Origin of the sequence: Pseudomonas sp. FW300-N2A2 (genome assembly GCF_017351735.1) — a bacterium.
Taxonomy (GTDB): domain Bacteria; phylum Pseudomonadota; class Gammaproteobacteria; order Pseudomonadales; family Pseudomonadaceae; genus Aquipseudomonas; species Aquipseudomonas migulae.
This window is the reverse complement of record NZ_JACNDU010000001.1, coordinates 67,471-82,909: the sequence shown is the minus strand read 5'-3', so window position 1 is coordinate 82,909 and position 15,439 is coordinate 67,471. Positions and strand designations below refer to the sequence as shown.

Here is a 15,439-nt window from a genome sequence, read left to right as displayed (position 1 = left end):
TGGGAGCGAGCCTGCTCGCGATGAGGCCTTCACATACAGCATCAATGCTCACCGACCCACCGCTATCGTCGGAACGCCGCCCGGAGACAGGCTCGCTCCCACAAGGAATGCGCTTTGCGGGGATGAAATTTTGGCGAGCCGTCATACCGCTACCTCTTGGGCGTCGGATTTACCGAAACGACGACCGAGGCGGTCGAAGTACAGGTAGATAACAGGCGTGGTGAACAGCGTCAGTACCTGACTCACCAACAAGCCACCGACCATCACCAGACCCAACGGCTGACGCAACTCAGCGCCAGAACCGGTGGCGAGCATCAACGGCACCGCGCCGAACAACGCCGCGAGCGTGGTCATCAGAATCGGCCGGAACCGCAGCAACGCGGCTTGATAGATCGCTGTTTCCGGGTCCATGCCCTGATTGCGCTCGGCGTCTAGGGCGAAGTCGATCATCATGATCGCGTTCTTCTTCACGATACCGATCAGCAGGATGATGCCGATGATCGCGATCATCCCCAGGTCATTGCCACTCAACAGCAACGCCAGCAAGGCGCCGACCGCCGCCGAGGGCAAGGTCGAGAGGATGGTGATCGGGTGGATGTAGCTCTCGTAGAGCACGCCGAGCACGATGTACATGGTCACCACCGCCGCCAGAATCAGCAGCAAGGTGCTCGACAGCGAAGCCTGGAATGCCTCCGCCGCGCCCTGGAACTGGGTCTGCACGCCAATCGGCATGCCGATGTCCTTTTGCACTTGCTCGATGATTTGCACCGCATGCCCCAGCGCCACGCCGGGTGCGAGGTTGAAGGACATCATCACCGCCGGGAACTGGCCGATGTGGGTGATCGCCAGTTGCGCCTGACGTTCTTCGATGTGCGCCAGGCTGGACAGGCGCACTTGCCCGCCATCGGTGGTCTTGACGTGAATCTGGTTCAGCGCGTCCGGGCCGATTTTCTCGCCGGACTGCGACTGCAGGACCACGCGATACTGGCTGGCCTGGGTGTAAATGGTCGAAATCTGCCGTTGGCCGAAGGCGTCGTACAGCGCGTCGGTGATGTTCGACACCGATACGCCGACCCGCGACGCGGCATCGCGGTCGATCACCAGGTAAACCTGCAAGCCTTTGTCCTGAAGGTCACTGGCGACGTCGGTCAGTTCCGGCCGTTGGGCCAAAGCCTCGACCAATCGACTGCTCCACAGGCTGAGCAGCTCGGAATCCGGCGACGACATGCTGAACTGGTACTGCGTGCGGCTGACCCGGTCCTCGATGGTCAGGTCTTGCACCGGCTGCATGAACAGACGGATACCGACCAGTTTGTCGAGTTCCGGTTGCAGGCGGGCAATCACCTCGGTGGCGCTCAAGTCGCGATTGCTGTGTGATTTGAGGTTGATCAGCAGGCGACCGCTGTTCAGCGTCGAGTTATCGCCATCGACGCCAATATAGGACGACAGGCTCTCTACGGCAGGATCCGCCAGAATCACTTTCGCCAGTTCCTGCTGCCGCTCGCTCATCGCCGCAAAGGAAATCGACTGCGGCGCCTCGGAAATCCCCTGAATCACCCCGGTGTCCTGCACCGGGAAGAAGCCCTTCGGCACAACCAAGTAAAGGAACACGGTCAGCGCCAAAGTGCCGATGGCCACCAGCAACGTCAGCGGTTGATGCTTGAGAACCCACTTTAACTTACGCCCGTAAGCCGCGATCATCCAATCAATTGCTTCGCCGCTGGCCCGGTAGAAACGGCCCTGCTCTTCTTCCTTGGGTTCACGCTTGAGCAACCGCGCACACATCATCGGTGTCAGGGTCAACGACACGACCAGGGAAATCAGGATCGCCACCGCCAGGGTGATGGCAAATTCGCGGAACAGGCGCCCTACCACGTCGGCCATGAACAGCAGCGGAATCAGTACCGCGATCAGCGACAGCGTCAGGGAAATCAGGGTAAAGCCAATCTGCTTGGCGCCCTTAAGTGCCGCGTTCAACGGGCTGTCGCCCTCTTCGATGAACCGGGAAATGTTCTCCAGCATGACGATCGCATCGTCCACCACGAAACCGGTAGCGATGGTCAGCGCCATCAGGGTCAGGTTGTTCACCGAGAAACCGGCGAGGTACATCACGCCGAAGGTGCCGATCAGCGACAGCGGCACGGCCACCGATGGAATGATTGTGGCGCTGGCCCGGCGCAGAAACAGGAACGTGACCATCACTACCAACGCGATGGCGATCAGCAGCTCGTGTTGCACGTCGGTGACCGATGCGCGGATGGTCTGGGTGCGGTCGGTCAGCACCGTGACCTCCAGACCGGCCGGCAGGTTGTCGGTGATGCTCGGCAGCAAGGCCTTGATCCGGTCGACCACCTCGATGACGTTCGCACCCGGCTGGCGCTGAATGTTCAGCAACACCGCCTGATTCTCATTGGCCCAGGCTGCCAGGCGTTCGTTCTCCGCTCCATCGACGATTTCCGCCACGTCCTTGAGCCGCAACGGCGCGCCGTTGGTGTAGGCCAGGATCAGGTTGGCGTAATCCTTGGGCGAAGTCAGTTGATCGTTTGCATCGAGCATCGAGACCCGGGTCGGGCCGTCGAAATTGCCCTTGGGCTGGTTGACGTTGGAGGCACCGATCAGGGTGCGCACATCCGACAGGTTCAGGCCGTTGGCCGCCAGGGCTTCAGGGTTGACCTTGATCCGTACCGCCTGACGCTGACCGCCGGCAATGCTGACCATGCCGACGCCGCTGATCTGGGCGATTTTCTGCGCCATGCGCGTATCGACCAGGTCATTGAGCTTGGGCAACAGCATGGTTTTGGAGGTGATCGCCAGGGTCAGCACCGGGGTGTCCGCCGGGTTGACCTTGTTGTACACCGGTGGTGCCGGCAGGTCCTTGGGCAGCAGATTGGTCGCGGCGTTGATCGCGGCTTGCACCTGCTGCTCGGCGACGTCCATGTTGATGTCGAGGCTGAACCGCAGGGTCAATACCGAAGCGCCGCCGGAGCTGGTCGAGGCCATTTGCGTGAGCCCCGGCATCTGCCCGAACTGACGTTCGAGCGGCGCGGTGACGGCGCTGGTCATGACGTCCGGGCTGGCGCCGGGATAGAGGGTCATCACGCGAATGGTCGGGTAATCAACCTGTGGCAACGCCGATACCGGCAACAGTCGATAGGCGATCACGCCGGCCAGAATAATGGCCAGCATGCTCAGGGTCGTGGCGACCGGGCGAAGGATGAACAGACGCGAGATGTTCATGCGCCGCCCTTTTTCGCCTTGTCGGTGGTCGCCGGCTCAGTCGCGTCGGCCGCCGATTTACCTTGCAGGTGCCCGGTCGGGGTGGTCGGCACATCCTTGGTGTCGTTGACCACTTCCACTTCGCTGCCTTCCTTCAGGCGGTCGGTGCCCTCCAGGACGACACGATCGCCGGCAACCAGACCTTCGGTAATCACGGTGTTGTCACCGTCGCTGGCGCCGACCTTCAACTGGCGGATCGTGACTTTCTTGTCGCCATCCATCGCATAGACGAAGGTGCCGTTGGTGCCGAATTGAATCGCTGCCGACGGCGCGAGTACCACGCCTTTGAGGGTGTCGGCCAACAGGTGGACGTTGACGAACTGATTGGGGAACAGCGCCTGATCACGGTTTTCGTAGCGCGCCTTGAATTTCAAAGTGCCGGTGGTGACGTCGATCTGGTTGTCGAGGCTCTGCAATACACCGGTGGCCTGTATTTGGGTGTCGCCACGGTTCCACGCTTCGGCGGGCAATTTGGCGCCGCTGCGATAGCGGGTCAGCACCACGTCGAGGCTGTTTTCCGGCAAGGTGAACGCCACGCTGATCGGTTGGGTCTGGGTGATGATCGCCAGCGCCGTGGTGTCGTTGGCCGCCACCAGGTTGCCGACATCGAGCTGACGCAGGCCCACACGCCCGGTAATCGGCGCACGGATCTTGGTGAATTCGAGATTGAGCTTGGCGTCGTTGACCGCCGCCTGATTGGTCTTGACCGTGCCTTGGTACTGGCCGACCAGCGCTTCGGCGGTGTCCAGGGTTTGCTTGGCGATGCTGTCTTCGCGGTACAGGTTGCGATAACGCTCGACATCGACCTGCGCGTTTTTCAGTTGCGCCTGATTCTGCAACAAGGTGCCTTCGGCTTGCAGCAAGGCGTTCTGGTAAGGGCGCGGATCGATTTCCGCCAGCAAGTCACCGGCCTTGACCATCTGCCCTTCTTCGAACGACACCTTGATCAGTTCGCCGCCCACCCGACTGCGCACATTAATGGTGTTCAGCGCCGTCACGGTGCCCAACGCCTTGTAATACAGCGGGAAGTCACCCTTGACCGCCGGCGCCACACGCACCGGAACCGGCCCGGTCGCCCCACCGAAACCCGGACGCATGCCACCCGAGCGGCCAGTGTGCCCGGCCACGGCTTTTTGTCCGCTGCCTTCTTTGGGCGCAGCACTGCCAGGCCAGAACTTCCAGCACAGGCCGGCGATGACCAACAGGACAAGCAGGCCGAACAGCCAGCGACGAGGACTACGGGGAGCAGAGGATTGCATTGAATGATCAACCATTGGGCGCGTGGGCTTTTTCTACGGGAGGCTGAACGATAAGCACTGGCGGGGATTTAGCAAAGCGCCTTTACCGGCAATTTACCTTCGGCTTACGTAACAGGAGATTTATCTAAGACACTGAAGCACAAATGAAAACGGCCTGGACAGGGCCAGGCCGTTAACAATTGTAAAGGTATGCTTATTTCAGAACAGCGAGTGCCGCTTCGTAGTTCGGTTCTTCAGCGATTTCCTTGACCAGCTCGCTGTGCAGCACGTTGTCGTTCTCGTCCAGTACCACAACGGCACGGGCGGTCAGGCCTTTGAGTGGGCCATCGGCAATCGCAACGCCGTAGTTCTCGATGAACTCGGCACCGCGCAGGGTCGACAGGTTCTGCACGTTTTCCAGGCCTTCGGCGCCGCAGAAACGGGCCTGGGCGAACGGCAGGTCAGCGGAGATGCACAGCACCACGGTGTTGGCGACATCGTTGGCCTGGGCGTTGAACTTGCGCACCGACGTGGCGCAGGTTGGCGTGTCGACGCTTGGGAAGATGTTCAGCACTTTGCGCTTGCCGGCGAAGCTCGCCAGGGTCACGTCGGACAGATTGCCGGCAACCAGGGAAAAGGCTGGCGCCTTGGAACCGGCTTGTGGCAATTGGCCGTTGACTTGAACCGGGTTGCCTTTGAGAGTGACTTGAGCCATGAACGGAGTCCTTCTGAACGTTGATGTGGAAAATTCGACGAGGCAGAAGTTAACCATGAAATGGGGGTGAGGGCCTATGGGGGATACAAATTGTGAAGTGTCGTGGCAGAAAGTGAGTAAACCCTTTGGCAGGCGGTAACAACCTTGCGGGAATCAGACTTGGGCCACGATGGACCGACCTTGCGGAAAAAATTGACTGTACTTACGTTCGTGGCGTGTATGGGTTTCCATTCGAAAAATCAAAGCAAACTGCGTTGCCGTGACTTACGCCTGTCGTATCCCATTACCCAAAATCCCAGCGAACGCGCCAGATTTTTCAGGTTAATCTTGTCATGTGACTTGAGCTGCTCTAATGGCCGAAAAAGTAGAGAAAACAGCTTGCGAGAGCAGAGATCCAAAACTGCAAACTCCTAACAAGAAGTAAAGAGAGGCAAATAAATCGCCTCTCTTTACCCACAGAACTGCCGGGTATTTTTTTTGACTAGCAACTACACCCTTTTAACCTATTCGTATCTTTCCACGTTAACCAGACCGCCAGAACGACTGCCATCAGAAAACCTAAAATACAAACGAATAGCTCCCATAGGCGCATCCTTCTTCAACCTGATATATCTTTCAGGCCTGCCTGGCCCACCAATTTCCTCATAACTAAATCTGCCAACAGAAATAGACTTCCGCGGCACGTCAGATACTTCTTCACCCTGCTCAGGTACGTCCTTACCCTGCTCAGGCAACACGTCGAACCATTCGCTACGACCATAGAAACTACCTGTTGTATTCCCCCCATCGGAATCAAAAGGATGAATAGATATTTTATGCAACTCATGCACTTTCATCATTATCGGCAGAAATGGTCCGTGATCGACTCCACCAGATCCAAACGTGGCCCATGGCTCATACACTTCCAGAATCAACCTGACAGAGCCCCCTGTATATCCAACAGTCATACTCTCCTCCCCAAAATTTATGGGCTCCCCCATCGCAGCCAGAGTATAGCTATTGCCAGGGCCTACATATGTATACCTATACACTCTATTTTCAGGAAAATGAGCCACTCCAACTACCTTATCCAGGCTCATTTGAATTAAAGAGCTAGAATTAGAGGGCACAAATAAATGACCATATTCCGATGCAGACTTTTGCAACCCGTTTGGAAGGGTAACGCTCCAGCGATTAATTGAGCTTTCAACGATAACCGACAAGACTACGTATTCATTGCTGTCAGCTTGAGAAAGAACGAGGCAGGCGTTGTCGACAGCACTTTCTGCCGTCAGATAAAACTCCACAAAATCATCTGATGTTCCTTCGTTCCGCTCATTCTTTACTTCCAGCGTTAAAGACGTCGTACTGCCCGAACCTGCAGGACCGCCCTCGCCCCGCCACAACGCACTACCTTTACCAGCAAGCCTTAACGTATGGACTTGCCCAGTACAAAGTTTAAGTTGTGGATTTTCGACATCCATTTCCTTTCCATCAAACTGGATGGAGTCGAACACATCTTTAAGATTCCGAACATTCATAGCCATCACCTCACATTTTCAATATTGTCTGATACATAATATTTCACTACTCTAATCACTGTTCCAGATCAGCATCCAGCACCATCATTGGAATATTTACCGGGGACAAACTTTTAACCAATAATCCGAGATTAAACCCAGGATTGGAAATAGTGCCACTCTTCACGACCCTTACATTTATTTTCGTACCGCCTGCGCTGGGTGCCTTAATGGTGAGCCAATCGCCGGCCGTGGGAAATACCTGCACTGAATACCCGACAGTGGACGGAGTCGAGAAAGAACATTGCCAACCCACTAGAACACTGTCTTCCGTTCTCGGCATCACAATCAACTCATGCATCTTGTTTAGCAGCAGGTATGCAGGGGTACTGCCATGCTCAATACCTTCAAACAGAACTTTGAGACCTTCACTGCTCGGACTTAAATATCTGAAGTCCCACGGATTAGTTTCCGCTCCACCATAGTCCAGGCAAAGCCGATGCACCTTATTTGAGTCCGCATGCTCCTTTCCTTGAAACTCAACGACACCAGAATCGTTTATCTTTACGGGATTTGGAGCAATATCCATTGACGAGTTCTGCCCGTCGACCCATTTGAATGACACTGTTCTCCCTTTAACAGGACTACCAGCCTTGGCAACAAATGTCAGTCGAGCCTTTGGCGACGTGAGCATTATCCCATCGCCATACAAATCGACAGAAGTGTCCGGACTACCATCAACCGACAGGGTAATAGCACTCAACTCATCGGAAAGGTTTGCCGATAAAACAGCAACCGGCTCCATAACCAGCTTCGCATCCTGCCCGTAACCAACCTCCGCAATAAATGTACCGCTTCGGCTGGCAGGGCCGGTGAACGCCCATTGATACTGAGTTGTTGATTGGCCGAATGGAGGCTGGCAAGTCACATCACTCACAGGCAGCGTGCCACCCGCATGCTTCATCGCCAGAGGTTTACCGGCAATGGGGCTGGTTGCCTTGGGCACCAATGAAAACGTTCCCGGCTGGCCTCGCAACAGCGCAACCCCTTGAGCCGGCAGTGGCTTGCCGGCAAACAGGAGGTCGGCTTCGTCGCGCAGGTTGGCCGACAGCACGGTACTGAGCGCGAGCGTGGTCAACGTAACGCCGCTCGGACCGGCCACTGTAAAGTGGAAGGTGCCGCTTTTAGTCGCGGGGGCCGTGATGCGCCAGCTATGAGGCTTGGTCGCCTGATCCAGTGCCGGTACGCATTGGAAGTCCCCTGCGACCAAACCGGTGCCACTGCCCCATCGCAAGCTCATCAGCAAATCGGCCACCGGACTGCCGGCTTTCGGCTCCAGGGCCAATGTACGCGGTTTGCCCCGGATGAACACTTTGCCTTCGGCCGGGATGACGGCACCATCAAGCTTGACGGTCACGTCGTCCTCAAGGTTGCGCGACAACAACATGCAAACTGCCAGTTGCCCCAGCGTCGCGCCGCCCGGGCCAACCAGTTTCAACTGGAACGTACCGCTCTTGGTGGCGGAACCGGTAATTTGCCAACTATTGAGTTTTGTGGCCAGGTCAAGCGCCGGGGTGCACGTCAGATCTGCTTTGACCAATCCCGTGCCGGCATGCCATTGCAGGCTTTTCATCAAGTTGGCGAGCGGGCTGCCCGCGTTCGGCACAAGGGTCAAGGTTCTTGCAACGCCTCTGGTGAAAACCGCACTGTCCGACAGTTCCACACCGTCGACCAAGAACGCGCCCTCATCAGCAAAGTTTTTCGACAGCAATACACACTCTGGCAATTCAATGGGCGTAGTCATGCCCTCGCCAACCAACTCGAACTGGAACGTGCCGCTCTTGTCTGCGGGGCCGGTGATACTCCAGCTGTGGTCTGCGGTGTAGGTGTCGAGGGCAGGGTCGCAATTAAATTCTTCGGCCTGCAGCCCTTCCCCTTTGATCCATCGCAACTTCAGAGGCAGACGGCCCAGTGGACTGCCCGATTTGGCAACCACTGTCAGCGTTTGTGCCTCACTCCTGAAGAAGACCTGCCCTTCTGTCGGGATTTCTACGCCGCCGATCCGCACATCGGCTTCGTCATTCAGATCAGTCGACAACAAGGCGTTGAGTGCCAGCGTGAGCGGCACGGCAATGCCCTGACACGTGAATATCAGCTGGAAAGTACCGCTCTTGTTAGACCCGGTGACGCTCCAGCGATGATCTGGTGTTGAAACGCCAAAACCAGGGCTGGACACCAAGTCTGCTTCATCGAGACCGCTGGTGATCACGCGTGTCAGCGTTACCGCCAGGCCCTCTACCACCGAGCTGCTCTCTTTGGGCTCCAACGTAATAACACCAGGCCGACCGCGGAAGAATAAGTTGACGTCCGACGCGACAGGTTTGCCGTCAATCCGGACCTCCACTTCATCAGCAAGATTGTTTGCAAGCACCCGCCCGTCGTGCTCCCAAGGCTGGGCCACTTCCTGGCTATAGATGACTAACTTGACTCGACCACTCTTCTGCTCGTTCGAGGTGAGGGTCCATTTGAACTCTCCGGACACTGGATCCGGTTGCTGCCATACAGTGTCCGCAGGCACGGCAACAATGTTCAGCCCTTCCTCATTAATCAACGCCAGCCTGAGTGTTTTTGCGATTGCCGGCTCAACTTTTACGGTCACTTCATTCGCTTGCCCACGACGCAATAGAACGGATGAACGCCACGGTACGAGTACATTGTTTACTTTCAGCTCCGCTTCTTTCCAGGGACTATCGGCGTACACCTTGATTGGAAAACTGTGTTCGACCCACGTGTCGTTATAGGGATTAAACACCTTGGCCGAAATCGACTGTTCGCCGTCCGCTGTGAAGGTGTGACTGAATGTGCTCCAGCCCAGATCGTTGGTTTTTTTGGAGACTGCGGATTCCCCACCGACGAACCACTGAACCTCGACATCTTTCAGTAGTTTTTGGGTGTAGGCAGACACGATCTGGACCTCGGCGGTGACTTCATCACCGATCAGTGGCGCACCGATCGGATTGCGCCGGCCCAGGAATTCACGCAGGTAATGCCCCAACTTCACCGGAATACTGTAGGGCTCGGCGGTAAACTCGGTCTGTATCCTGCAATCGAAGGCGAGCTCTTCGCCGTCGTTCGGACAATTGACCTTCCACTCACATCCCTGCTCCGAAAACTTCTGGTAATCGCCAGACGCGGGGACGGTCTGGAACGGAAGGGTTTGCCCGGCAGCGGGATTTACGCTGACGCCGTGTCCGACCCACGGGCTGCTGGCTTCGCCGACTGCGGTGAGCGTATGCCCGCGCTCGCCTGAAGCCCCGTAACAAAAATAAACGGGAGAAGTTTCGGTAGCTCCGATTTTAAGATTCGAGGTCATGACACGTTTCCGATAGTTGGAAGTGGACAAAAAACTGGCCACTCGACTATCGAGAAATAAAGCAGCGGGGGGCACTGTCAGAAATGACAGTTGATAAGATCCATTCACAATAAATGTTCGAGAAATACCGTTGTATTGGAATAAGGACTTGAGCCGCGTTGTTCCGATGACGCGCGATACTTTGGGAAGTGCTGTCGATTTAAACCTCGGCCAATCGACCATGCTGTGAGTCACTCACATCCATTGGAGACAACCCCATGCGATTCATGATCATTGTCAAAGCCAGCCCCGACTCCGAGGCCGGCGTCATGCCCAGCGAAGAACTGTTGACCGCGATGGGCAATTACAACGAGGAGCTGATCAAGGCCGGGATCATGCTGGCCGGAGAAGGCCTGCACTCCAGCAGTAAAGGCGCGCGCGTGCGTTTTTCCGGCGACAAGCGCACGGTAATTGACGGCCCGTTTATCGAAACCAAGGAATTGATCGCCGGCTACTGGCTGTGGCAAGTGAAGTCGAAAGAGGAAGCGATCGAATGGGTCAAGCGCTGCCCTAACCCGATGCCGGGTACCGAAGCTGAGATCGAGATCCGCCAGGTGTTCGAGGCGGAGGATTTTGGGGCCGAGTTCACACCGGAACTGCGGGAGCAGGAGGAGCGGCAACGAGAGCAGATGGACAAGCGCTGAGCCCCGCCATAGCGCCGCGATCACGTCCAGGTCCTGTGCCATTGAACGGACGTGATCGCGAGTTCTACGTTCACACGTTTAACCTGATACTTATCAGGGCTAAACGATATTAATGGTTCTTGAAGAACTAGGTTTTCCGCGAACAAAGGTGCGGGCAGTAATCACACCGACCAATTCCCCCTGTTTAAACTGTAGAGAGCTGAATGCATTTTTATCGGTGTATTCAAGTTTCAGACGACTATCGTCTGCCCCTAGCCACACAACCTTGACCCCCTTCTTAAACTGAACCCCCTTCATGGATCTCGTCGTTAATGTTTTTGAATTTCCAACCGTCTGCAGAATAATGGTTGTCAGTATGACACCACGGTCTTGATAGCCCACGTCCACTGGCAACTGAATAAATTCTTGCGGGCTACTCTCCAGACTCAATTTGATTGACAAGTTTCCATCCGTTTCGTCACCGCAATCCAGGCTCCAACGAGCAACGGGGTCAAGTGCTTGAGATCCTTGTGGCGGTTCAAACACTGGCCCCAGATTCGGGGGTGTCACTGCATCCGATGACAATACAATGTTCTGCCCTATTAGCGGGCTACCAGGAAGAGGTTCCACCTCAATTAAATTACTGCTATTTCTCACCGCATAAACAACATCGCCAGACTTTATCTCTGCGCCATTAACCCGGATGATTAATTGTTCAATTGGTTCGGGTGACATCACCTGGCAGGGGATCTCCAACGGCATAATCAATTGCCGGCTCATTAGAACGAACGCAAAAGCACCGCTCTTTCCAACTTCCGGACTGATTTTATAACTTAACTTTCCGTCGACCAGCTCGTGCCAGGATTCCAATTCCGGTTCCACCAGGAGTTTAACGCCCTCATTATTATCCACGACCGCCAGATAAATCTCTTCGGCGACTTCCGGTGTGGCTTCTATATCGAGAGTATTGTCCTCTCCATAAAGCAGGGCGATTGTCTCGTTCGGCAATACCGGCTTGCCGTTGAAAAGAATCGTGGCTTCGTCCCAGGAACGATCGGGGGCTGATTTTTTATTGGGCTGGTTCATCATGGTGTGTTCTCGATAATCGTCGGTGATTGAAAACTGGGCATTTAACTATCAGCGAAAAACACGCCGCCGAAAACTGTCACAAATCACAGGTCGCAAAGACTCATCGGCAATATGCCGGCTGCTTTTTATTCGAATACGGAATGCCATCCCACGTTTTGTTTGAAGCGCTTGATCATCATCAACAACCACTACACAGGCGGACAAATGCGCCCTTCGACTGGATTACCCGCCGACAACTGCTAACGTCATCAGACATGTCCTACAGGCTTGATAGGAAAGAGATTACGCATAACGGCCGCCAAGTGCCGAGTAGGCCAATGAGCCACCAAGGAACCGGGGAATCATGTCGAACACTCCAGGAGCGAGCGCCCTTTTGTTGGCGGTTTCAATAACGTCCGCCGTGTGTGCCCAGGCGGACAACGCTGACACGGCCAACAAAAGTAACAACCCGTTGAACCTCGCACCGGGGATGAACCTGCAGGACTACTACACCCCGAAGTACTACGACTCGAATATCCACACCAACGATTTGCTGGTGCGCGGGACGCTGCCGATTGCGCCCAACGACTTCATCGGCGTCCCGCAGTTGCTGCGCGCCACCGCACCGATCAGCACCCGTCCCGATCCGCACGGTGGCTACAGCACCGGCGAAGGCGATCTGAACCTGTTTGATATCTTCCTGCTCAAGACCGAAGGCGTGCAGTTGGGCATTGGCCCGATGATCACCGCGCCCTACGCCGATCGGGACGAGCTCGGCACCGGCAAGTGGCAAGCGGGGCTGGCGGCCATTGCGATTGATTCATCGCCCCGTGGCTTGCTTGGTGCGTTGGTGCAATACCAGAGCTCTTTTGCCGGCGACAGCGACCGCCCGCATGTCGAATCGGCCACCCTGCAGCCGTTTGTCATTCACAACCTCGATAGAGGCTGGTACCTGCGCTCCACCGCCATCTGGACCTTCGACCTGAAAAACGACACCCATTACATCCCCCTCGGTCTGGGTGCCGGCAAGGTCTGGAAATCCGGGTCCAATATTCTCAATGCCTTCATCGAGCCGCAGTGGACCGTCGAGCGCAAGGGCGATGGCTTGCCGCAGTTCACGCTGTTCGCGGGGATCAACGTCACCTTCGGCAAATAAGGACCTTATTTATGCACGGTGCAATTCGCGCAGCCGGTTACAGCTTGATGAGTATGTTTGTCAGTTGCGGCGTTGGCGCTCAAGAGGTCAGCGTCAGTCAAAAGACCGGATTCACCGCCAGCCCGGAAGAAGCGCGGGCCATCGCCAAGGAAGCTTATTTGTATGGCTACCCGGTGGTGGAAATGTACAAGACCCTCTACACCCAGGCGGTCGACAAGAAGAGCCCGAACTTCAAGGCACCGCTCAACCGGATCGGCAACACCGCACAGGCTTTCACCGCCAAGGACACGGCCTTCGTCACGCCCAACGCCGACACGCCCTACTCGTTTATCTGGATGGATCTGCGTGCCGAGCCGGTGGTGCTGACCCTGCCGCCCATCGAAGAACACCGTTACTACTCGGTGCAACTGATCGACGCCTACACGCAGAATTTTGCGTATCTGGGCACCCGCAGCACGGGCAACGCCGGCGGGCATTTCATGATCGCCGGGCCGAATTGGCAAGGTCAGCAACCGGTTGAAATCGACCGTCTGCTGCGCAGTGAAACCAACATCGCCTACGCGCTGTATCGCACGCAGTTGTTCGACGAAAAAGACCTGGGCAAGGTCAAGAACATCCAGAAGGGCTACAAGATCGAGCCGCTGAGCCACTACGTTAAACAAAAGGCCCCGCCTGCCGCGCCGAAGGTCGACTGGCCCAAGCCCACGCCGACCATGAGCGAAACCCCGGAGCTGTTCGGCTACCTGAATTTCATGCTGTCGTTTGCCCCGCCCCAGGACGCGGAAAAAGACTTGCTGGCGCGCTTCGCCAAAATCGGCATCGGAGCCGGCAAGCCGTTCAAACCCAACGAGCTGCCTGCCAGTCAGCGCAAAGCCCTGGAAGACGGCATCGCCGACGCCAAGGCCGAATTCGCACAGTTTAAAAAGGACAAGGTCGACAGCCATCAGGTCAGCAGCGGCGATTTGTTCGGCACCCGTGACCACCTCAACGGTAACTACCTGTACCGCTACGCCGGCGCCAACATGGGGATCTTCGGCAACTCTGCCGAGGAGGCGAATTACATCGGCTATTTCGTCGATAAGGACGGTCAGCCGGTCGATGCCTCGAAACACGATTACACGCTGCATTTCGACAAGGGCGCCCTGCCCCCGGCCGACGCGTTCTGGTCGCTGACGATGTACGACGGCAAGAACAAATTGCTGGTCGCCAACTCGTTGAATCGTTACCTGATCAACTCGCGAATGCTGTCGGATCTCAAGCTGGATGCCGACGGCGGCCTGACCCTCTATGTGCAGCACAAAGCCCCGGCCAAGGACCTGCAAAGTAATTGGCTGCCAGCGCCGAACGGGCCTTTCTACGGTGTCCTGCGCCTGTACCTGCCAAGACCGGAAGTCTCCAGCGGCGAGTGGAAAATGCCCTCGTTGACGCCAGTCACCCCACAAAATCAATAAGCGGAGCCAGCCATGGTCAGGTTTTTTGTGGTACGTCCTTTGTTGGCCCTCTGCGTGGTCGGCAGCAGCCCGTTGGTACTGGCAGCAGAAGGCGGTGGCGGTCGGCCGATGACCGGCTTGCAGGTATTTTCCAATGCCGGGATCGTGCCACCGGAACCCGGCTGGGTGATGTCGTTGAGCAGTTTCTGGTACGACGGCGAGCTCAAGGGCAACGTGCAAGTGCCTATCGTTGGCGCCTTGAGTGCCGGCCTGGACCTGAAAGTGTCTTACACCATGGCCAACTTCACCCATGTCTGGGACACCGGCAAGGGTCGCTGGAACTACGCGTCGGCGATTGGCGTGCCGGTGCAGTACACCGACATTACCGCGAGCGTCACCGGGCCTCGTGGCCGGACGCTGGGAACGGAAGATACCGGCACCCAGTTCGCCGACCTGCTGGTGACGCCCATCGCCGCCGGCTACCACTTCGACGAGGTCAACCACCTCTCGTTGTCCTTGCCGATCTACCTGCCGACCGGCGCTTACAACGATGATCGCCTGGCCAACGCCGGGCAGAACACCTACACCTTCATGCCCACCGTGGCCTTCACTCACCTCGACGGCAAGGGCGGCGAGTTCACCTTGTCCGGGGGGCTTGAGTTCTACACCGAAAACGACGCCACGGACTACAAGAACGGCAACCTCTTCACCCTCGATGCTCTATGGACCCACGGCTTCGGCAACGGCTGGAACGCCGGCATGGCCGCGGGCTACATCCAGCAGCTCACCGACGACTCCGGGTCAGGCGCCAACAGCGGCTTTCGCGGACGCTCGGTGGGCGCCGGACCGACGGTGGGCTGGGCCGGCAAATTCGCCGACGCCCAGGCCAGCGTCAACGCTCGCTGGATCCCGGAGTTCGACACCAAGAACCGGCCTGAAGGCAACGGATTCAGCGTCAACCTGACTTTGGCGTTCTTCTAGAAGTGAACAGGGATCGCCAGTTTTATCGATCAACCTGCCAA

General features: G+C 56.7%; 10 protein-coding genes. 4 read left to right on the top strand and 6 right to left on the bottom strand.

Annotated features, from left to right (window positions below):
- Positions 1-141: 141 nt before the first annotated feature.
- The 5 genes from J4E42_RS00305 to J4E42_RS29375 all read right to left on the bottom strand — a co-directional run bounded on the left by J4E42_RS00305 (position 142) and on the right by J4E42_RS29375 (position 10,101).
- On the bottom strand, positions 142-3,237 hold the full coding sequence (locus tag J4E42_RS00305) for an MdtB/MuxB family multidrug efflux RND transporter permease subunit (protein WP_207284269.1): 3,096 nt from the start codon (positions 3,235-3,237) through the stop codon (positions 142-144).
- On the bottom strand, positions 3,234-4,550 hold the full coding sequence (locus J4E42_RS00300; protein WP_207284268.1) for an MdtA/MuxA family multidrug efflux RND transporter periplasmic adaptor subunit: 1,317 nt from the start codon (positions 4,548-4,550) through the stop codon (positions 3,234-3,236). The genes J4E42_RS00305 and J4E42_RS00300 overlap by 4 nt, the downstream gene beginning before the upstream one ends.
- A 178-nt stretch (positions 4,551-4,728) precedes the next feature.
- Complete coding sequence (tpx, locus tag J4E42_RS00295) at positions 4,729-5,229, bottom strand: thiol peroxidase (RefSeq protein ID WP_008030203.1); 501 nt, start codon at positions 5,227-5,229, stop codon at positions 4,729-4,731.
- 503 nt (positions 5,230-5,732) lie between these two features.
- Positions 5,733-6,749: a hypothetical protein gene (locus J4E42_RS00290; RefSeq protein ID WP_207284267.1), complete on the bottom strand. Its 1,017-nt coding sequence runs from the start codon at positions 6,747-6,749 to the stop codon at positions 5,733-5,735.
- A gap of 55 nt (positions 6,750-6,804) precedes the next feature.
- Positions 6,805-10,101: a hypothetical protein gene (locus J4E42_RS29375; RefSeq protein ID WP_259331651.1), complete on the bottom strand. Its 3,297-nt coding sequence runs from the start codon at positions 10,099-10,101 to the stop codon at positions 6,805-6,807.
- A gap of 257 nt (positions 10,102-10,358) precedes the next feature.
- Between J4E42_RS29375 and J4E42_RS00280 the strand changes: the two genes are divergently transcribed.
- On the top strand, positions 10,359-10,784 hold the full coding sequence (locus J4E42_RS00280) for a YciI family protein (protein WP_207284266.1): 426 nt from the start codon (positions 10,359-10,361) through the stop codon (positions 10,782-10,784).
- 99 nt (positions 10,785-10,883) lie between these two features.
- Here J4E42_RS00280 and J4E42_RS00275 read toward each other — a convergent pair whose 3' ends face one another.
- The gene (locus J4E42_RS00275; RefSeq protein WP_207284265.1) at positions 10,884-11,852 is read right to left on the bottom strand and encodes a hypothetical protein; all 969 of its coding nucleotides are present in this window, start codon (positions 11,850-11,852) and stop codon (positions 10,884-10,886) included.
- A gap of 343 nt (positions 11,853-12,195) precedes the next feature.
- Here J4E42_RS00275 and J4E42_RS00270 point away from each other — a divergent pair, with 343 nt between their 5' ends.
- From J4E42_RS00270 to J4E42_RS00260, 3 genes are read left to right on the top strand one after another with little or no spacing between them, the layout of a single operon-like run.
- Positions 12,196-12,987 carry a hypothetical protein gene (locus J4E42_RS00270; RefSeq protein ID WP_008036310.1) on the top strand — a complete coding sequence of 264 codons (792 nt, stop codon included), beginning with the start codon at positions 12,196-12,198 and terminating at the stop codon, positions 12,985-12,987.
- Between the two features lie 11 nt (positions 12,988-12,998).
- Positions 12,999-14,438, top strand: coding sequence for a DUF1254 domain-containing protein (locus tag J4E42_RS00265; RefSeq protein WP_207284264.1), 1,440 nt, complete (start codon positions 12,999-13,001; stop codon positions 14,436-14,438).
- A gap of 12 nt (positions 14,439-14,450) precedes the next feature.
- Positions 14,451-15,398 (top strand): transporter, encoded by a 948-nt coding sequence (locus J4E42_RS00260; protein WP_207284263.1) that lies wholly within the window; start codon positions 14,451-14,453, stop codon positions 15,396-15,398.
- The last annotated feature ends 41 nt before the right edge of the window (positions 15,399-15,439 follow it).

Excerpts from the sequence above, each read along its gene's own strand:
- J4E42_RS00305 (WP_207284269.1), bottom strand. The coding sequence starts at position 3,237 with ATGAACATCTCGCGTCTGTTCATCCTTCGCCCGGTCGCCACGACCCTG.
- J4E42_RS00300 (WP_207284268.1), bottom strand. The coding sequence starts at position 4,550 with ATGGTTGATCATTCAATGCAATCCTCTGCTCCCCGTAGTCCTCGTCGC.
- tpx (WP_008030203.1), bottom strand. The coding sequence starts at position 5,229 with ATGGCTCAAGTCACTCTCAAAGGCAACCCGGTTCAAGTCAACGGCCAA.
- J4E42_RS00290 (WP_207284267.1), bottom strand. The coding sequence starts at position 6,749 with ATGAATGTTCGGAATCTTAAAGATGTGTTCGACTCCATCCAGTTTGAT.
- J4E42_RS29375 (WP_259331651.1), bottom strand. The coding sequence starts at position 10,101 with ATGACCTCGAATCTTAAAATCGGAGCTACCGAAACTTCTCCCGTTTAT.
- J4E42_RS00280 (WP_207284266.1), top strand. The coding sequence starts at position 10,359 with ATGCGATTCATGATCATTGTCAAAGCCAGCCCCGACTCCGAGGCCGGC.
- J4E42_RS00275 (WP_207284265.1), bottom strand. The coding sequence starts at position 11,852 with ATGATGAACCAGCCCAATAAAAAATCAGCCCCCGATCGTTCCTGGGAC.
- J4E42_RS00270 (WP_008036310.1), top strand. The coding sequence starts at position 12,196 with ATGTCGAACACTCCAGGAGCGAGCGCCCTTTTGTTGGCGGTTTCAATA.
- J4E42_RS00265 (WP_207284264.1), top strand. The coding sequence starts at position 12,999 with ATGCACGGTGCAATTCGCGCAGCCGGTTACAGCTTGATGAGTATGTTT.
- J4E42_RS00260 (WP_207284263.1), top strand. The coding sequence starts at position 14,451 with ATGGTCAGGTTTTTTGTGGTACGTCCTTTGTTGGCCCTCTGCGTGGTC.